Annotated in this window: 18 protein-coding genes; 17 read left to right on the top strand and 1 reads right to left on the bottom strand. The window is 44.9% G+C overall.

The window, feature by feature from the left end:
• Window positions 1-10: 10 nt before the first annotated feature.
• The gene (secF, locus tag AB4307_RS06595) at window positions 11-958 is read left to right on the top strand and encodes a protein translocase subunit SecF (RefSeq protein WP_048658840.1); all 948 of its coding nucleotides are present in this window, start codon (window positions 11-13) and stop codon (window positions 956-958) included.
• A 186-nt stretch (window positions 959-1144) separates the two neighbouring features.
• Here the strand turns inward: secF and suhB are convergent, their stop codons facing one another.
• Entirely contained in the window at window positions 1145-1948 is an 804-nt protein-coding gene (gene suhB, locus AB4307_RS06590) for an inositol-1-monophosphatase (protein ID WP_017062836.1), read from the bottom strand.
• A 181-nt stretch (window positions 1949-2129) separates the two neighbouring features.
• On the opposite strand from suhB, the gene trmJ reads away from it, so the two are divergent.
• The 16 genes from trmJ (at window position 2130) to AB4307_RS06510 (ending at window position 16916) form a co-directional block, all read left to right on the top strand.
• Entirely contained in the window at window positions 2130-2858 is a 729-nt protein-coding gene (gene trmJ, locus AB4307_RS06585; RefSeq protein ID WP_048658839.1) for a tRNA (cytosine(32)/uridine(32)-2'-O)-methyltransferase TrmJ, read from the top strand.
• A gap of 116 nt (window positions 2859-2974) precedes the next feature.
• Window positions 2975-3496, top strand: a complete 522-nt coding sequence (iscR, locus tag AB4307_RS06580) for a Fe-S cluster assembly transcriptional regulator IscR (protein WP_010440512.1) — start codon at window positions 2975-2977, stop codon at window positions 3494-3496.
• A 27-nt stretch (window positions 3497-3523) separates the two neighbouring features.
• Window positions 3524-4738 (top strand): IscS subfamily cysteine desulfurase, encoded by a 1215-nt coding sequence (locus AB4307_RS06575; RefSeq protein WP_010440514.1) that lies wholly within the window; start codon window positions 3524-3526, stop codon window positions 4736-4738.
• Window positions 4739-4771: 33 nt separating this feature from the next.
• Complete coding sequence (iscU, locus tag AB4307_RS06570) at window positions 4772-5149, top strand: Fe-S cluster assembly scaffold IscU (RefSeq protein ID WP_004735094.1); 378 nt, start codon at window positions 4772-4774, stop codon at window positions 5147-5149.
• A 98-nt stretch (window positions 5150-5247) separates the two neighbouring features.
• Complete coding sequence (gene iscA, locus AB4307_RS06565) at window positions 5248-5571, top strand: iron-sulfur cluster assembly protein IscA (protein ID WP_010440519.1); 324 nt, start codon at window positions 5248-5250, stop codon at window positions 5569-5571.
• Window positions 5572-5655: 84 nt separating this feature from the next.
• Window positions 5656-6171, top strand: coding sequence for a co-chaperone HscB (gene hscB, locus AB4307_RS06560; RefSeq protein ID WP_010440522.1), 516 nt, complete (start codon window positions 5656-5658; stop codon window positions 6169-6171).
• Window positions 6172-6193: 22 nt separating this feature from the next.
• Complete coding sequence (hscA, locus tag AB4307_RS06555) at window positions 6194-8044, top strand: Fe-S protein assembly chaperone HscA (protein ID WP_017062518.1); 1851 nt, start codon at window positions 6194-6196, stop codon at window positions 8042-8044.
• 20 nt (window positions 8045-8064) lie between these two features.
• On the top strand, window positions 8065-8403 hold the full coding sequence (gene fdx / locus AB4307_RS06550; RefSeq protein ID WP_010440525.1) for an ISC system 2Fe-2S type ferredoxin: 339 nt from the start codon (window positions 8065-8067) through the stop codon (window positions 8401-8403).
• Window positions 8404-8537: 134 nt separating this feature from the next.
• The gene (iscX, locus tag AB4307_RS06545) at window positions 8538-8738 is read left to right on the top strand and encodes a Fe-S cluster assembly protein IscX (protein WP_004740335.1); all 201 of its coding nucleotides are present in this window, start codon (window positions 8538-8540) and stop codon (window positions 8736-8738) included.
• Window positions 8739-8943: 205 nt separating this feature from the next.
• A complete protein-coding gene (pepB, locus tag AB4307_RS06540; protein ID WP_017062517.1) occupies window positions 8944-10239 on the top strand; it encodes an aminopeptidase PepB in 1296 nt (431 codons plus the stop codon).
• A 107-nt stretch (window positions 10240-10346) separates the two neighbouring features.
• On the top strand, window positions 10347-10781 hold the full coding sequence (gene ndk, locus AB4307_RS06535; protein WP_016797173.1) for a nucleoside-diphosphate kinase: 435 nt from the start codon (window positions 10347-10349) through the stop codon (window positions 10779-10781).
• Window positions 10782-11214: 433 nt separating this feature from the next.
• Window positions 11215-12357, top strand: a complete 1143-nt coding sequence (rlmN, locus tag AB4307_RS06530; protein ID WP_372131467.1) for a dual-specificity RNA methyltransferase RlmN — start codon at window positions 11215-11217, stop codon at window positions 12355-12357.
• A 440-nt stretch (window positions 12358-12797) separates the two neighbouring features.
• Window positions 12798-13754: a cytoskeleton protein RodZ gene (gene rodZ / locus AB4307_RS06525; protein ID WP_372131465.1), complete on the top strand. Its 957-nt coding sequence runs from the start codon at window positions 12798-12800 to the stop codon at window positions 13752-13754.
• A gap of 7 nt (window positions 13755-13761) precedes the next feature.
• Window positions 13762-14883 carry a flavodoxin-dependent (E)-4-hydroxy-3-methylbut-2-enyl-diphosphate synthase gene (gene ispG / locus AB4307_RS06520; protein ID WP_009848294.1) on the top strand — a complete coding sequence of 374 codons (1122 nt, stop codon included), beginning with the start codon at window positions 13762-13764 and terminating at the stop codon, window positions 14881-14883.
• 70 nt (window positions 14884-14953) lie between these two features.
• Window positions 14954-16222 (top strand): histidine--tRNA ligase, encoded by a 1269-nt coding sequence (hisS, locus tag AB4307_RS06515; protein ID WP_017062514.1) that lies wholly within the window; start codon window positions 14954-14956, stop codon window positions 16220-16222.
• Window positions 16223-16301: 79 nt separating this feature from the next.
• Window positions 16302-16916: a YfgM family protein gene (locus AB4307_RS06510; protein ID WP_017062513.1), complete on the top strand. Its 615-nt coding sequence runs from the start codon at window positions 16302-16304 to the stop codon at window positions 16914-16916.
• Window positions 16917-16918: the final 2 nt, after the last annotated feature.

Below are 16918 nucleotides of genomic sequence, written 5' to 3'. Positions count from 1 at the left end.
AGGAATTAATATGTTTCAGATTCTAAAAGCAGACAAAATGATCGACTTTATGCGTTGGTCAAAGGTTGCCTTTGTTTTTTCTATCTTGATGATTGGTACTGCTATCTTCACCCTAACAACGAAATCGTTGAACTGGGGTCTAGATTTTACTGGCGGTACTCTGATTGAAGTTGGTTTTGAACAACCGGCACACCTTCCTGATATTCGTAGTGCACTAGAAGCCGAAGGCTTTGGTGATGCGACGGTACAGAACTTCGGTTCAGCTCGTGATGTGATGGTTCGTTTACGTCCACGTGATGGCGTAGCGGGCGAAACGCTTGGTAACCAAATCCTTTCTGCTATTGAGAATGGTACTGGTGAGCAAGTTGAAATGCGTCGTATCGAGTTCGTTGGTCCTAACGTAGGTGATGAGCTAACAGAAGCGGGTGGCCTTGCTATCCTAGTTTCTCTTATCTGTATCTTGATCTACGTATCAGTGCGATTTGAATGGCGTTTGGCTGCGGGTGCGGTATTAGCACTGGCGCACGATGTTATCATCACACTTGGTGTGTTCTCTCTAATGCAAATTGAGGTCGACCTTACCATCGTAGCAGCCTTGCTAACGGTAGTCGGTTACTCCCTCAACGATACCATCGTTGTATTCGACCGTATTCGTGAGAACTTCCGTAAGATGCGTAAAGGTGAAGCGCCTGAAGTACTGAACAGCTCAATCACACAAACATTGAGTCGTACATTGATCACTTCTGGTACCACGTTATTCGTAGTTATCGCACTGTTCGTTCAGGGCGGCGCTATGATTCACGGCTTCGCAACTGCCCTTCTATTGGGTATTACGGTTGGTACTTACTCTTCTATCTACGTTGCATCTGCACTAGCAATGAAGTTGGGTATTACACGTGAACACCTAATGCCACCACAAGTGGAAAAAGAAGGTGAAGAGTTTGACGAAATGCCTTAGGCCTTGGCTTAACAAGTTTCGCTAAACCAAAAAAACCGCTAGGCAACTAGCGGTTTTTTTATGGCTGCATTTTGCAGCTCGCAGCTCGCATCCCTGAACCACAGATACAAAAAAGCCTCGCTATCTAGCGAGGCTTTGGAGTTTTTATGCGCCCTTAAAACAGAGAGCTTTAACGTAAGGTCTGAATTATTTCAGCATACCTTCGTTAGCGTTCTCACGAACGTGCTTAAGAATAGATTTAACACCACGTGCGCTTGAAGCAACAACATTACCAGAAGTCATGTAATCAGTACCGCCAGCGAAGTCAGTCATGATAGCACCAGCTTCACGAGCGATTAGGTCGCCAGCTGCTAGATCCCATGGCTTAAGGCCTAGTTCTAGGTAACCATCAACACGGCCAGCTGCTAGGTAACATAGGTCAAGAGCAGGAGAACCTGTACGACGGAAATCAGCACAGTCAATGAATAGACCAGAGATGATCTTCATGAAAGATTCAGAGTGTTGTTTTTGCTTGAATGGGAAACCAGTCGCTAGAACAGTACCTTGAAGGTCTTTTAGTTGAGTAACACGCATACGAGCGTTGTTAAGTTGAGCGCCAGCGCCACGTTGAGCTGTGAATAGCTCGTTTAGCATTGGGTCATAAACACAAGCAACTTCTGTACGACCGTTCATGCGAACAGCGATAGATACAGAGAAGTGAGGGAAACCTTTTACAAAGTTGTTGGTGCCATCTAGTGGGTCAACGATCCATTGTACATCAGAGTCTTTACCTTCAGTCAGGCCTTTCTCTTCAGAAATAATGCTGTGCTCTGGGTAAGATGCTTTGATTGTCTCAATGATCATGTACTCAGCTTCTTGAGCAATGTTAGTAACGTAATCGTTGTTACCTTTTAGAGACGATTCGATCTTATCAGTTGTTTCTAGAGATTTAGCAATATGGTTGCCAGCTTTACGCGCAGCGCGTATCGCAATGTTTAGCATTGGATGCATATGGTTTTTCCCACAAGATGTTAAAGAACAATTTAAAGCGGCGGCGAGTATACCAAAGTTTTACCAAAAGGGAAGTGGTTATTTTTTGAACTCTTGGTTTCACATTACGCGAAGGGTCTGACCATTTTACTTTGCTATGTGTTAATATCTCGCGATTATTTTTAAAGTGGTGTCATATAGCATGTTAGACAATGTAAAAGTCGTTCTGGTTGGTACGTCTCATTCGGGAAATATCGGATCAGCAGCTCGCGCAATGAAAGTGATGGGTTTGAGTCAATTAGTTCTTGTAGACCCTCAATGTGAAGTTGACGAGCAGACCTTAGCACTGGCTGCGGGTGCAGGTGACATCGCAGAAAACGCGACCATCGTTTCTACACTGGACGAAGCCGTAAAAGACTGTGGTTTAGTGGTTGGTTCGAGTGCACGTTCACGTACGCTTGAATGGCCAATGCTTGAGCCTCGTGAGTGTGGACAAAAATTTGCGATTGAAGGCCAAAAGCACCCAGTCGCATTAGTGTTCGGCCGTGAACGTACTGGCTTGACTAACGATGAGCTTCAGAAGTGCCACTTCCATGTATGTATCCCAGCTAACCCTGAATACAGCTCTCTAAACCTAGCAATGGCAGTGCAGACTCTGAGCTACGAAGTGCGTGTAGCTCACCTTGATATGGTCGCTAGCCAATATCAGCCACAGCCACAAGATGAGTACCCTCGTCACGAAGAACTAGAAATGTTCTATGAGCACCTTGAAAAAGTGATCATTGATACCCAATTTATCTCTAAGGATAAGCCAGGTCAGGTGATGAATAAACTACGTCGTCTGTTCAGTCGAGCTCGTCCAGAGTTGCAAGAGATCAACACTCTACGCGGCATTTTGACTTCAATTGAGAAGAGCAAAAACGACAAATAAAAACCACACAAACCCTAAGGGTGAATACTTGACTAAAATAGTCAACTAAATACTTGACCAATTTAGTCAGGTATGGGAAGATTCCAACCACATAAACAATGTGGATTCGGTGTGATATGAAACTTACATCTAAAGGAAGATATGCGGTAACAGCTATGCTAGATGTAGCACTGCATTCGCAAAAAAGCCCAGTTCCTCTGGCTGATATTTCAGAGCGACAGGGCATCTCATTATCTTACTTAGAACAGCTATTTTCTAAGTTACGTAAAGCTGGCTTAGTTGCTAGTGTTCGTGGTCCTGGCGGTGGTTACCGTTTAGGTGCTGAAGCGAGCGACATTGCTGTCGGAACTGTTATTGCAGCAGTAGACGAATCAGTGGATGCAACCAAGTGTCACGGTCGAGCAGATTGCCAAGGTGGTAGTCGTTGTTTAACTCACACTCTTTGGCGTGATTTAAGCTCCCGAATCAGCAGCTTCTTAAATGACATTACGCTCGGTGAGCTAATGAAAGATAACGAAGTTTTAGAGATTTCTGATCGTCAAGATATCGATCTTGCGGTTAATAATGGTTTTGCACATAAAAATACGAGCACTACAACGATTAGTGCAGCACCTCACGGTGTTAATGCCCGCTCTTAGCGGTCAGTTTTTACATTGGAGTAGAAAATGAAACTGCCTATTTACTTTGACTATTCAGCTACATGCCCAGTCGATCCACGTGTTGCTGAAAAAATGGTTCAGTGCATGACGATGGACGGTAACTTCGGTAACCCTGCATCTCGTTCACACCGTTACGGCTGGCAGGCAGAAGAATCAGTAGATAATGCTCGTGAGCAAATTGCCGATCTACTAAATGCAGACCCACGTGAGATTGTTTTCACGTCAGGTGCTACAGAGTCAGACAACCTTGCTATCAAAGGTGCAGCGCACTTTTACGAGAAGAAAGGTAAGCACGTAATCACGTGTAAAACAGAACATAAAGCGGTTCTTGATCCATGTCGCCAACTAGAGCGTGAAGGTTTTGAGGTGACTTACCTTGAGCCTGAAGCAAACGGCATCATTGATTTAGACAAGCTACAAGCAGCAATGCGTGAAGATACGGTTCTTGTTTCTATCATGCACGTAAACAACGAGATTGGTGTAATCCAAGATATCTCTGCAATCGGCGAATTATGTCGTTCACGCAAGATCATCTTCCACGTTGATGCGGCTCAGTCTGCGGGTAAAATCCCACTAGATGTAAAAGAGATGAAAGTTGACCTTATCTCTCTTTCTGCACACAAAGCATACGGCCCTAAAGGCATTGGTGCTTTGTACGTTCGTCGTAAGCCACGTATTCGTCTTGAAGCACAGATGCACGGTGGAGGTCACGAACGTGGTTTCCGTTCTGGTACGCTTGCTACTCACCAAATCGTGGGTATGGGTGAAGCTTTTGCTGTCGCTAAACAAGACATGCAGAAAGATTATGACCACGCACTAGCACTTCGCGAGCGTCTATTGAAAGGGGTTCAAGATCTAGAAGCAGTAACGGTAAATGGCGACTTAGATCAACGTGTACCACATAACCTAAACGTGAGCTTTGCTTTCGTTGAAGGTGAATCTCTGCTTATGTCTTTAAAAGACTTAGCGGTATCATCAGGTTCTGCATGTACATCAGCGAGTCTTGAGCCTTCATACGTTTTACGCGCTCTTGGCTTAAACGATGAACTGGCACACAGCTCAGTACGTTTTTCATTCGGCCGTTTCACTACGGAAGAAGAAATCGACTACGCGATTGCACAAATCCGTGTAGCAGTAAATAAATTACGCGACATGTCTCCTCTATGGGATATGTATAAAGAAGGGATTGATTTGAACACTGTTGAGTGGGCTCATCACTAATCTCACGGAAATAGAGGATTCGAGGTAACTATCATGGCATATAGCGAAAAAGTAATTGATCACTACGAAAACCCACGTAACGTAGGTTCGTTTGATAAAGAAGATCCAAGTGTAGGTAGCGGCATGGTTGGCGCACCAGCTTGTGGTGACGTAATGAAACTGCAAATCAAAGTATCTGCAGAAGGTATTATTGAAGACGCAAAATTCAAGACTTACGGTTGCGGTAGCGCAATCGCTTCTAGCTCACTAGTCACTGAGTGGGTTAAAGGTAAAAGTATTGATGAAGCAGCTGCTATTAAAAACTCTGAAATCGCAGAAGAGCTAGAGTTGCCACCAGTGAAAGTTCACTGTTCAATTCTTGCTGAAGATGCAATCAAAGCAGCGGTTGCGGATTACAAAAAGAAGCACTAATCGTTTCTACAACGTAATCACTTCAAAAAAGTAATATTTGGGAGCACCCTTTGTGCTCCCCCTGAGTTCTCAATTTATATAAAACACAAGGTTGTAGTATGGCCATCACCATGACAGATACGGCAGCAAGCCGAGTTCAAGCTTTCCTAGATAACCGAGGTAAAGGTATCGGGTTGCGCTTAGCGGTAAAAACTACTGGCTGTTCGGGTATGGCGTATGTACTGGAATTCGTTGACGAGCTCAACGAAGAAGACGAAGTGTTCGAGCATTCAGGTGTTAAGGTCATCATTGATCCAAAGAGCCTAGTTTACCTAGACGGTACTGAGCTTGATTACGTAAAAGAAGGCCTAAACGAAGGTTTTGAATTCAACAACCCTAACGCGAAAGGCGAATGTGGTTGTGGTGAGAGCTTCAATGTATAAACGCCTCAATCGTTGAGCGTTTATAATGAGCGAAGAATAAAATTAGGCTCTAAGTAAAGAGCCTAAACTTAGGACCACCGTTACATGAATCATTTCGAATTATTTGGGCTACCACTTCAGTTTCAACTGGATGGTAGCCTTCTTTCTTCTCAGTTTAGAGATCTGCAACGCCAATTCCACCCTGATAAATTTGCCACGGCTTCTGAGCGAGATCGCTTGCTGGCTGTGCAAAAAGCTGCGCAAATCAATGATGCGTACCAGGTGTTGAAAAATCCAGTCAGCCGCGCTGAATACCTGTTAGTTCAACATGGTGAGGATATTCGTGGTGAGCAGCAGACTATGCAAGATCCTATGTTCCTGATGGAGCAAATGGAATTGCGTGAAGAGCTGGAAGATATCGCCGACAGTTCTGATCCTGAAGATGCTTTGTTTGCATTTGAAGGAAAGGTTAGCAAAATGTATAAACAACAATTAAGCGCTATCCAACAAGAACTCGACAGCGAAGCTTGGTTAGAAGCTGCAGACCGAGTAAGAAAGCTTAAGTTTATTGCAAAATTAAAGAATGAAATCGAGTTAGTTGAAGATCGTTTGATCGGCTAGTTCGTATAACAAGGACACATCCATGGCACTACTTCAGATTGCAGAACCAGGGCAAAGCGCCGCTCCTCACCAGCACAAGCTTGCAGTGGGTATTGATTTAGGTACAACAAACTCATTGGTTGCGTCAGTGCGCAGTGGTGAGGCAAGCACGCTTGTTGATCAACAAGGTCGCAGTATTCTCCCTTCCGTTGTTCACTATCAGTCAGAGTCGTACACCACTGGTGATGAAGCGCGTGTAAATGCACAAACTGATCCTAAAAATACCATTATCTCAGTTAAGCGATTAATCGGTCGTTCACTGTCAGATATTCAACAGCGATACCCATCTCTGCCATATCAGTTTGAAGAAAGTGATAATGGCCTGCCTGTGATTAACACAGCGCAAGGAAATAAGAACCCAATTCAAGTATCTGCAGATATTCTTCGTGCACTCGGTCAACGTGCTGAGTCGACGTTAGGTGGTGAATTGGCTGGTGCCGTGATTACCGTCCCTGCGTACTTTGATGATGCACAACGTGCAGGTACCAAAGACGCAGCGCAACTTGCTGGTCTTCATGTGTTACGCCTTCTTAATGAACCCACTGCAGCCGCGATTGCTTATGGCTTGGATTCAGGTAAAGAAGGGGTAATCGCTGTTTATGACTTAGGCGGTGGTACGTTTGATATCTCTATCCTACGCCTGTCTAAAGGTGTCTTCGAAGTTTTAGCAACCGGTGGTGACTCTGCATTAGGCGGCGATGACTTTGACCATTTAATTGCGGATCATTTCCAAGAGCAAATGGGCTTGTTAGAGCTGACAGCAGAACAGAACCGTATTCTTCTAGACGCAGCAACAGAAGCGAAGATTGGCTTATCTGAAGCTGAAAGCGTTAATGTTGAAGCACTAGGTTGGTCTGGCTCTTTAACTCGTGAAGAGTTCGAAGAGATCATCAAGCCACTAGTTAAGAAAACGCTGCTTTCGTGCCGCCGAGCACTGAAAGATGCGGAAGTTGACGCGGATGAAGTACTAGAAGTCGTGATGGTAGGTGGTTCAACTCGTACCTTACTTGTTCGTGAAATGGTCGGTGGCTTCTTTGGTCGTACTCCATTAACCAGTATTAACCCTGATGAAGTGGTTGCGATTGGCGCATCGATTCAAGCGGATATCTTAGTTGGCAACAAGCCTGACTCTGAGATGCTGCTATTGGATGTTATCCCTCTGTCACTGGGTATCGAAACCATGGGTGGCTTAGTCGAAAAGATCATCCCTCGTAATACCACGATCCCAGTTGCTCGTGCACAAGAGTTTACCACGTTCAAAGACGGTCAAACTGCAATGACAGTACACACCGTGCAAGGCGAGCGTGAGATGGTTGATGACTGTCGTTCACTGGCTCGATTTGCTCTGAAAGGCATCCCGCCGATGACTGCAGGTGCTGCTCATATTCGTGTTACTTACCAAGTGGATGCTGATGGCCTGCTATCGGTTACCGCAATGGAGAAGAGCACTGGCGTTCAAGCTGAAATCCAAGTTAAGCCTTCTTACGGTCTAAGCGACAACGAAGTGGCTAGCATGCTGAAAGATTCGATGACGTTTGCAAAAGAAGACATGCAAGCGCGTGCTCTTGCTGAGCAACGCGTAGAAGCGGATCGCGTTATCGAAGGCCTTATCGCTGCAATGCAAGCCGACGGTGACGAGCTACTTGATGAGCAAGGCAAACAACAACTTGTTCAAGCGATTGAAGCACTGATTGAAGTGCGTAATGGCGACAACGCTGATGCTATTGAACTAGAAATTAAGAATACCGACAAAGCGAGCCAAGACTTTGCTTCTCGTCGTATGGATAAATCAATTCGTGCTGCACTGTCAGGTCAGTCAGTCGATAATATTTAATAGTTAGAGAATAGATAAACATGCCAAAGATTATTGTTTTACCTCACGAAGATCTATGTCCAGAAGGCGCTGTTTTAGAAGCAAAAACTGGTGAGACGGTTCTTGATGTTGCACTGAAGGCCGGTATTGGTATTGAACACGCATGTGAGAAATCGTGCGCATGTACAACATGTCACGTTGTGATTCGTGAAGGTTTTGATTCTTTAGAAGAGAGTGATGATCTAGAAGACGACATGCTAGATAAAGCATGGGGCTTAGAGATGGAATCTCGCTTGGGTTGCCAAGCTAAAGTGGCTGATACGGATCTTGTTGTAGAGATTCCAAAGTACACGTTGAACCTGGCTTCTGAAGACCATTAAGAACCTGTTCTCAGTCATGGCTAATACAGCGATGACTGAGAGAGTTATTGCTTAGACAAACATACTAAGAAAACTGGCCTAGAATATAGATCATAAAGGTGACCAAGCGTCGCTGATAAATATAAGGAAGTGTTATGAGCTTGAAGTGGATTGATTCGCGAGATATCGCAATTGAGCTATGTGATTTGTACCCTGATACTGATCCTAAAACGGTACGTTTTACCGATCTGCATCAATGGGTGCTAGACCTTGAAGAGTTCGACGACGAGCCTAACCACTCGAATGAGAAAATCTTAGAGGCTATTATTTTGTGCTGGATGGATGAGATGGATTAATCCTCTTGTCTAATGATTTGGTCGCGGGTTGGTATCAGTCCAATATAAAACGCAGCCAAGTTAACAATTCTTACTAAAAAAAGCGGACCTTATGGTCCGTTTTTTATCAAAATGACATTTTCCTCCTACATAATGCTAACATCAGTGAGCTAATAAAAAATAATCAGAATCACACTCTCGAAGTGGTTCATGACAAGGAGAAATCATGTCTACACAGATGTCAGTATTTTTAAGTCAAGAAGCTGCCCAGCCTCAGTGGGGAGCAAGAGCTATTTTATCGTTCTCAGAAGCGGGAGCGACAATTCACATTGGTGAAGGCCACGATCTAGGCGCAGTTCAACGTGCGGGTCGTACGCTTGACGGACAAGGTATCGCATTCGTTTCACTTCGTGGTGAAGGTTGGGATCTAGAAAGCGTTTGGGCTTTCTACCAAGGCTACCGTGGACCAAAGAAAAAGAATGCATTGGAATGGGATGCACTTTCAGAAGCCGATCAAACTGAGCTTGAAGCTCGTATTCGCGCAACTGACTGGACGCGTGACATTATCAATAAAACCGCTGAAGAAGTGGCACCTCGTCAACTTGCGACAATGGCTGCAGAATACATCAAGTCAGTGGCACCAGCGGGCACTGTTAAAGCGAAGATTGTTAAAGACAAGGATCTACTAACCGAAGGTTGGGAAGGCATCTACGCGGTAGGTCGTGGCTCTGAGCGTACATCAGCAATGCTGCAACTGGACTTCAACCCAACAGGCGATGAAAACGCACCTGTATTTGCCTGTTTAGTCGGTAAAGGTATTACGTTCGATTCGGGCGGTTACAGTATCAAGCCAGGCCAATTCATGACAGCGATGAAAGCTGACATGGGTGGCGCAGCAACGATTACTGGTGGTTTAGGTCTTGCGATTGAACGCGGTCTTAACAAGCGCATCAAGCTTATTCTATGTTGCGCAGAGAACATGATCTCTGGTCGCGCATTGAAGCTTGGCGATATCATTACCTACAAAAACGGTAAAACAGTTGAGATCATGAACACTGATGCGGAAGGTCGCTTAGTGCTAGCTGATGGCCTGATGTACGCAAGTGCACAAAGCCCTGAGCTGATCATCGACTGTGCAACGCTAACAGGCGCGGCTAAAAACGCATTAGGTAACGACTACCACGCACTATTAAGCTTCGATGATGAGTTGTCTCACCAAGCGCTAACGGCGGCAAATCAAGAGAAAGAAGGCTTATGGCCACTGCCTCTTGCTGATTTCCACCGTGGTATGTTGCCTTCAAACTTTGCTGATCTTTCAAACATCAGCACGGGCGATTACACACCGGGTGCAAGTACAGCTGCGGCATTCCTTTCTTACTTTGTAGATGACTACAAAAAAGGTTGGATTCATATGGATTGCGCGGGTACTTACCGTAAGTCAGCAAGTGACAAGTGGGCGGCAGGCGCAACGGGTATGGGCGTTCGCACACTGGCTCGTCTTCTTATCGACCAAGCAAAATAATAATAAGGGTGAGCGGTATTTTGTGCCGCTCATTCATAAAGCTCAGATCGAAAGATCTCAGTAATTTCAGTATTTAATAACAAAAAAAATGAAGTGAAGGAATCCCTATGGCTCTAGAAAGAACGTTCTCAATTGTTAAGCCGGATGCAGTTAAGCGTAACCTTGTTGGTGAAATCTACCACCGTATCGAAAAAGCAGGCCTAGAAATTATTGCTGCTAAAATGGTTCGTCTTACTGAAGAGCAAGCGAGTGGCTTCTACGCTGAACATGAAGGTAAAGAGTTCTTCCCAGCTCTTAAAGAGTTTATGACTTCTGGTCCTATCATGGTTCAAGTGCTTGAAGGCGAAAACGCTATCGCTCGTTACCGTGAGCTTATGGGTAAAACAAACCCAGAAGAAGCGGCATGCGGTACTATCCGTGCTGACTACGCAATCAGCATGCGTTACAACTCAGTTCACGGCAGCGACAGCCCTGAGTCTGCAGCTCGCGAAATCGAATTCTTCTTCCCAGAATCTGAAATTTGCCCACGCCCAGCTCAATAATCGGCACTGCAAATTATTCTAAAGGCTTCACTTCGGTGAGGCCTTTTTTGTAAGTGGATTTTACGTTAGAGATAGTTTACCTAGTCGTCATTCCCGATAGTGACTAAGGACCGCAGTCGGGAATCTCTGTTGAAGTTAGAGATTCCTGATATCTCGTCCCTCGATTCTGGAATGACGAGGTTTTAGGAACTGGTGACTATGAATGGAAAGTGACTGAGTAAGTTTTTACGTCATTCCCGATAGCGACGCAGGAGCGTAGTTGGGAATCTTATTCTTATTTCCAGAATTGTAAGTAATGAAAGGTAGCTGTTCAAACTTTAATCACTTAAGTTTGAATGTCTTAGTAAACACAGGGTTTTACAGCCCTTGTTGAACATGCGTAAAGGCTGTACAATTCGCGCCCTTAATTATTGTTCCGTCATTGAGAGGCATCATGACCACAGCTAAAGTCAATCTACTCGATTTTGATCGTAAAGGTCTTCGTAAATTTTTCACAGAAGAACTGAATGAGAAAGCGTTTCGAGCAGAGCAAGTGATGAAGTGGATTTATCACTTCGGTGTCGATGACTTCGAACAAATGAACAACATCAACAAAAAGTTACGTGAGAAACTTCAACGTCGCTGTGAGATTGTTGCACCTGTTGTTTCTGAAGCTCAACACTCTTCAGATGGCACAATTAAATGGGCGATGAGCGTTGGCGACCAAGACGTTGAAACGGTATACATCCCAGATGGTGACCGTGCGACGCTATGTGTATCTTCACAGGTTGGTTGTGCACTTGAATGTAAGTTCTGTTCTACAGCTCAACAAGGCTTCAACCGTAACCTAAAAGTTTCAGAGATTGTTGGCCAAATCTGGCGCGCATCTCGCGAAATCGGCCTAGAAAAAGAAACCGGTCGTCGTCCAATTACTAACGTTGTAATGATGGGTATGGGTGAGCCTCTATTGAACATGAAGAACCTAATACCATCATTAGAAATCATGCTTGATGATCTAGGTTTCGCACTGTCTAAGCGTCGTGTAACCGTATCAACTTCTGGTGTTGTTTCTGGCCTTGACCAAATGACAGACAACATCGATGTCGCATTGGCTATTTCTCTACATGCGCCAAACGATGCACTACGTAGCCAAATCATGCCGATCAACGACCGTTGGGATATCCAAGACTTCCTAGCATCTGTTCGTCGTTACATTGCATCTTCAAATGCTAACCGCGGTAAAGTAACGGTTGAGTACGTGTTATTGGATCATGTGAATGATGATATGGACCACGCACGTGAACTTGCTGAGCTAATGAAAGAGACGCCTTGTAAGATCAACTTGATTCCATTCAACCCTTACCCGGGGTCGCCTTATAAGAAGCCAAGCAACTCTCGTATTGATCGCTTCCAAAAAACGCTGATGGAATACAACTACACAGTAACCGTTCGTAAGACTCGTGGTGATGATATTGATGCCGCGTGTGGTCAGTTAGTCGGTGATGTGATTGATAGAACCAAGCGTACTAAAATGCTTAAAGCAGCCTCTGAAGCGAACTTGATTGCCGGTGGTGTGATTGAAGTAAAAGCGGTATAAAACGCGATTAGAACCTAAACAAGCCAGAAGTCTTACTTCTGGCTTGTTGCTTTTCTGGGGTGCAGTTTTTGATTTTTTGGACTTCTTGCCCACGCTTTCTTACATTTTTCGTCAAATTTTGGACAAAACCATGAGCTGACGGTAAATTTTGTTTAAAGTGTTTTTGCCTTGTAATGGCATTAGCTTATGATTAACTAATCTTAAATTAATTTAAGTGCTCGCTTGCTACTGATCATCAATATGTCTATTTAGGTTGGCTACTTGATAAACTAGCTTCCTGAGAAGGTCATCCATAACAAATGAATGATGTTCGCCTTTAAGGGTTGATGATTTAGATAGCAGGAAAAATTCCACATAACGTGGGTTGTTAGATTGAGCTTAAACGACAATAAGAAAACGCTCTCCTCAACCTGCGATAATACTTTAGAAGTTCACTCTCTATGAACACAGAACAAGATACACAAACGCAAGAAACCGTAGCTCCAGCTTTGGAAGCGGGAACGCTGCTTAAGAACAAACGAGAATCTCTTGGTTTAACGCAAAAGCAGATTTCTGATCGCTTGAAACTTCGCGTTACTCTGATCCAACAAATTGAAGAAAACCAATTCGAGTCAGATCAAGTGGCGACGTTTATGCGTGGCTATATTCGTTCATACGCGAAATACGTCAATCTTGACGAAAAAGTCGTATTGAGTGCGCTGCATCATGCCGGTGATGCTCAGCATCAAGAGCAAGAAATGTTGAGCTTTTCTCGTAAGACCAAAACCGAGAAGCACAACAGCCGTATTATGATCCTGACTTGGAGTATTTTTGCGGTCATTGCGGGTATCTCCTCACTTTGGTGGTGGCAGAACCAACAACAAGACACCCTATCTCAATCTTTAGCGAATACCGAAAGCTCAGAAGAGCTCGCGGTAGAAGAATCACTTGCCCCTGAATTCACATCTTTAGAAGTGATTGAAGCTGAACAAAATGAAGCGGGTGCTTCTGTTGTTGAAGATACTGAAGGCCTTGCTGCGATAAGCGATGCGGAAGATACTTCAGATGCTGTTACTCCAGCTGACGAAACTCCTGCACAACAAGCAACAGAGACAGAGCCAACTGCTGAAGCTGTTGCGAATGCAGAAACGGTTGAAGCTAGCACGGCTCCTGAAGCTGTGGCTAACGAACTAGTGATGCAGTTCACCGCTGATTGCTGGATCCAAGTAAAAGATGCAACGGGTAAAACCTTGTCGACTGGCATCAAAAAAGCAGGTCAGTCGTTAAATCTATCAGGAACTGCGCCATATAAAGTGATTCTAGGTGCGCCAGAAGGCGTATCAATGACATTTGCAAGTGAACCTGTCGACCTTTCTGGGTATACTTCAGGCAAAGTAGCTAGAATAACCTTACCTTAGAGTTAATATGCAACACGAATCTCCTATTATTCGTCGCAAATCAACCCGTATTTATGTGGGTGATGTGCCGATCGGTGATGGTGCACCAATTGCTGTGCAATCCATGACCAACACAAGAACAACAGATGTAGCCGCGACCGTTGCTCAAATTAGAGCTCTGGAAAAAGTTGGCGCTGATATCGTTCGCGTATCTGTACCGACTATGGATGCAGCTGAAGCCTTTAAGCTAATCAAGCAGCAGGTCTCTGTTCCTTTGGTTGCTGATATTCACTTCGACTACCGTATCGCACTTAAAGTGGCGGAATACGGCGTTGACTGTCTGCGTATTAACCCAGGCAACATCGGTAACGAAAGCCGTATCCGCTCAGTTGTTGATTGTGCACGTGATATGAATATTCCGATTCGTATTGGTGTTAACGGCGGTTCTCTTGAGAAAGAGATCCAAGAGAAATACACAGAACCTACAGCAGAAGCGCTTGTTGAATCAGCAATGCGTCACGTAGATATCCTAGACCGTCTGAACTTTGATCAATTCAAAGTCAGCGTTAAGGCGTCTGATGTATTCCTAGCAGTCGGTTCTTACCGTTTGCTGGCTAAGCAGATTGATCAACCTCTTCACCTTGGCATTACCGAAGCGGGTGGTGCGCGTGCTGGCTCTGTGAAGTCAGCGGTAGGTTTAGGTATGCTTCTTTCTGAAGGTATCGGCGATACGCTGCGTATCTCGCTAGCGGCTGATCCGGTTGAAGAGATCAAAGTTGGCTTTGATATTCTTAAATCTTTGCGCATTCGTTCGCGTGGCATCAACTTCATTGCGTGTCCGAGCTGTTCTCGTCAAGAGTTCGATGTTATTAACACCGTTAATGCCCTTGAAGAGCGCCTAGAAGACGTGATCACTCCAATGGACGTATCTATCATCGGTTGTGTGGTTAACGGCCCTGGTGAAGCTGAAGTGTCTCACTTAGGTTTAGCTGGTAGTGCACGTAAGAGTGCCTTCTACGAAGATGGTAAGCGTCAGAAAGAGCGCTTCGACAACGATGACCTTGTCGACAAACTTGAAGCTAAGATTCGTGCAAAAGCGTCAGTGCTTGATAAAGCAAATCGCATTGATGTAGAAAACTTAGAAGATTAATACAACGCGATGGGGTGTGATTGTCTATTCGCACTAACACCTGGTCGTGAGAAATTACGGAATAAATACTGTGGCTAAAAATATTCAAGCAATTCGAGGCATGAACGACTGCCTTCCAACTCAATCACCACTGTGGCAGAAAGTAGAAAGCGCAGTTAAAAACGTGGTGAGTGCATACGGTTACAACGAAGTACGTATGCCTATCGTTGAAGAAACAAACCTATTTAGCCGTGCAGTTGGTGAAGAGACAGACGTTGTTTCTAAAGAGATGTACACCTTTGACGACCGCAATGGCGATAGCCTAACGCTGCGTCCAGAAGGCACAGCAGGTTGTGTTCGTTCATGTATTCAAAATAGCCTTATCAACCGTGATGAACAGCGCCTATGGTACATGGGCCCTATGTTCCGTCACGAGCGTCCTCAAAAAGGTCGTTACCGTCAATTCCACCAATGTGGTGTTGAAGTGTTTGGTCTAGACGGTCCAGACGTTGACGCAGAACTTATCATGATGACAGCACGTCTATGGCGTGAGCTAGGTATCGATAAGCACGTTCGCCTAGAGCTGAACTCAATCGGTTCTCAAGAAGATCGCGTAAGCTACCGCACTGCGTTAGTGGCTTTCCTTGAGCAACATATTGATGTGCTTGACGAAGACTGCAAACGTCGCATGCACACTAACCCTCTACGTGTACTTGATACTAAGAACCCTGATGTTCAAGCTATCTTAGGTGACGCACCTCGACTATCTGAATATCTAGGTGAAGAATCGAAGCAACATTTTGCTGGTTTGTGTGAACTTCTTGACGCTGTTGGTATCGAATACCAAGTTAATGAGCGTCTAGTACGTGGCCTAGATTACTACAACCGCACCGTATTTGAGTGGATCACAGATAGCCTTGGTGCTCAAGGTACAGTATGTGGCGGCGGTCGTTACGATGGTCTTGTTGAGCAACTAGGCGGCAAAGCAACAAATGCAGTTGGCTTTGCAATGGGTCTAGAGCGTCTGGTTCTGATGATGGAAACGCTAGAGCTAACAGAAGTTCGTCGTAGCGTTGATGTATACGTAGTTGCTGCTGGCGAAGGTACTATGATCGCGGGCATGCAGTTAGCGAATCAGTTACGCGACACCGTTGAAGGCGTGCGTGTAATGAACCACTTCGGTGGTGGTAACTTCAAGAAGCAATTCAAACGTGCTGACAAAGTAGGTGCTGTTGTGGCGCTGGTACTTGGTGAGAACGAAGTTGCTGACAATACAGTTGTGTTAAAAGATCTGGTTGGCGGCGAGCAAGAAACCGTGTCTCAAACGGAAGTTGCAGAGAAAGTTGCTGCGCTAATCTAATTAGCCATTGAGCAAACGCTCATAATGAATACTAACGTCAGCACTATGCTGGCGTTTAAAGAATTAAAGAGGACAGGAAGTGGAACTTTACGATAGCGAAGAGCAACAAGTTGAAGCCATTAAAGATTGGTGGAAAGAGAACGGTAAAGCCGTAATCTTTGGTGCGGTTATTGGTTTAGGTGGTCTATTTGGCTGGCGCTATTACCAAGATTCAGTAGTTGAAGCGCGTGAAGCAGCTTCAGAAAGCTACACCTCTGTAATTTCAGCTCTTGATGTTAAGGGTGTTGATGCTCAATCTGATATTCAAGCTTTCATCGACGCAAACAAAGATGCTGAGTACTCAGTACTTGCTGCTATGCAACTAGCAAAAGTACAAGTACAAGCAGGCGATCTAGCGGCGGCACTTGAACAGCTCGAGTGGGCAAAATCGGCAACTAAGGACGCGGCACTTGCGCCACTACTTACTTACCGTGTTGCACGTATTAAAGCTGAGCAAGGTGAATTTGACGCAGCACTGACTGATCTTGCTGCTATGACAGATGAATCTTGGAAAGGCCGTGTTGCTGAACTGCGTGGTGATATCTCACTTCGTAAAGGCGACACAGACGCAGCATACAGTGCTTACACAGAAGCACAGCAAGCTGTTGACGCTAGCCAAACGCTTCAAATCAAACTTGACGACCTAGCTAAATAAGG

Source organism: Vibrio sp. 10N.261.52.C2 (assembly GCF_041471425.1).
Lineage (GTDB): Bacteria > Pseudomonadota > Gammaproteobacteria > Enterobacterales > Vibrionaceae > Vibrio > Vibrio crassostreae_C.
Note: the sequence above shows the minus strand (reverse complement) of the source record. Positions and strands in the feature narration are given on the sequence as shown.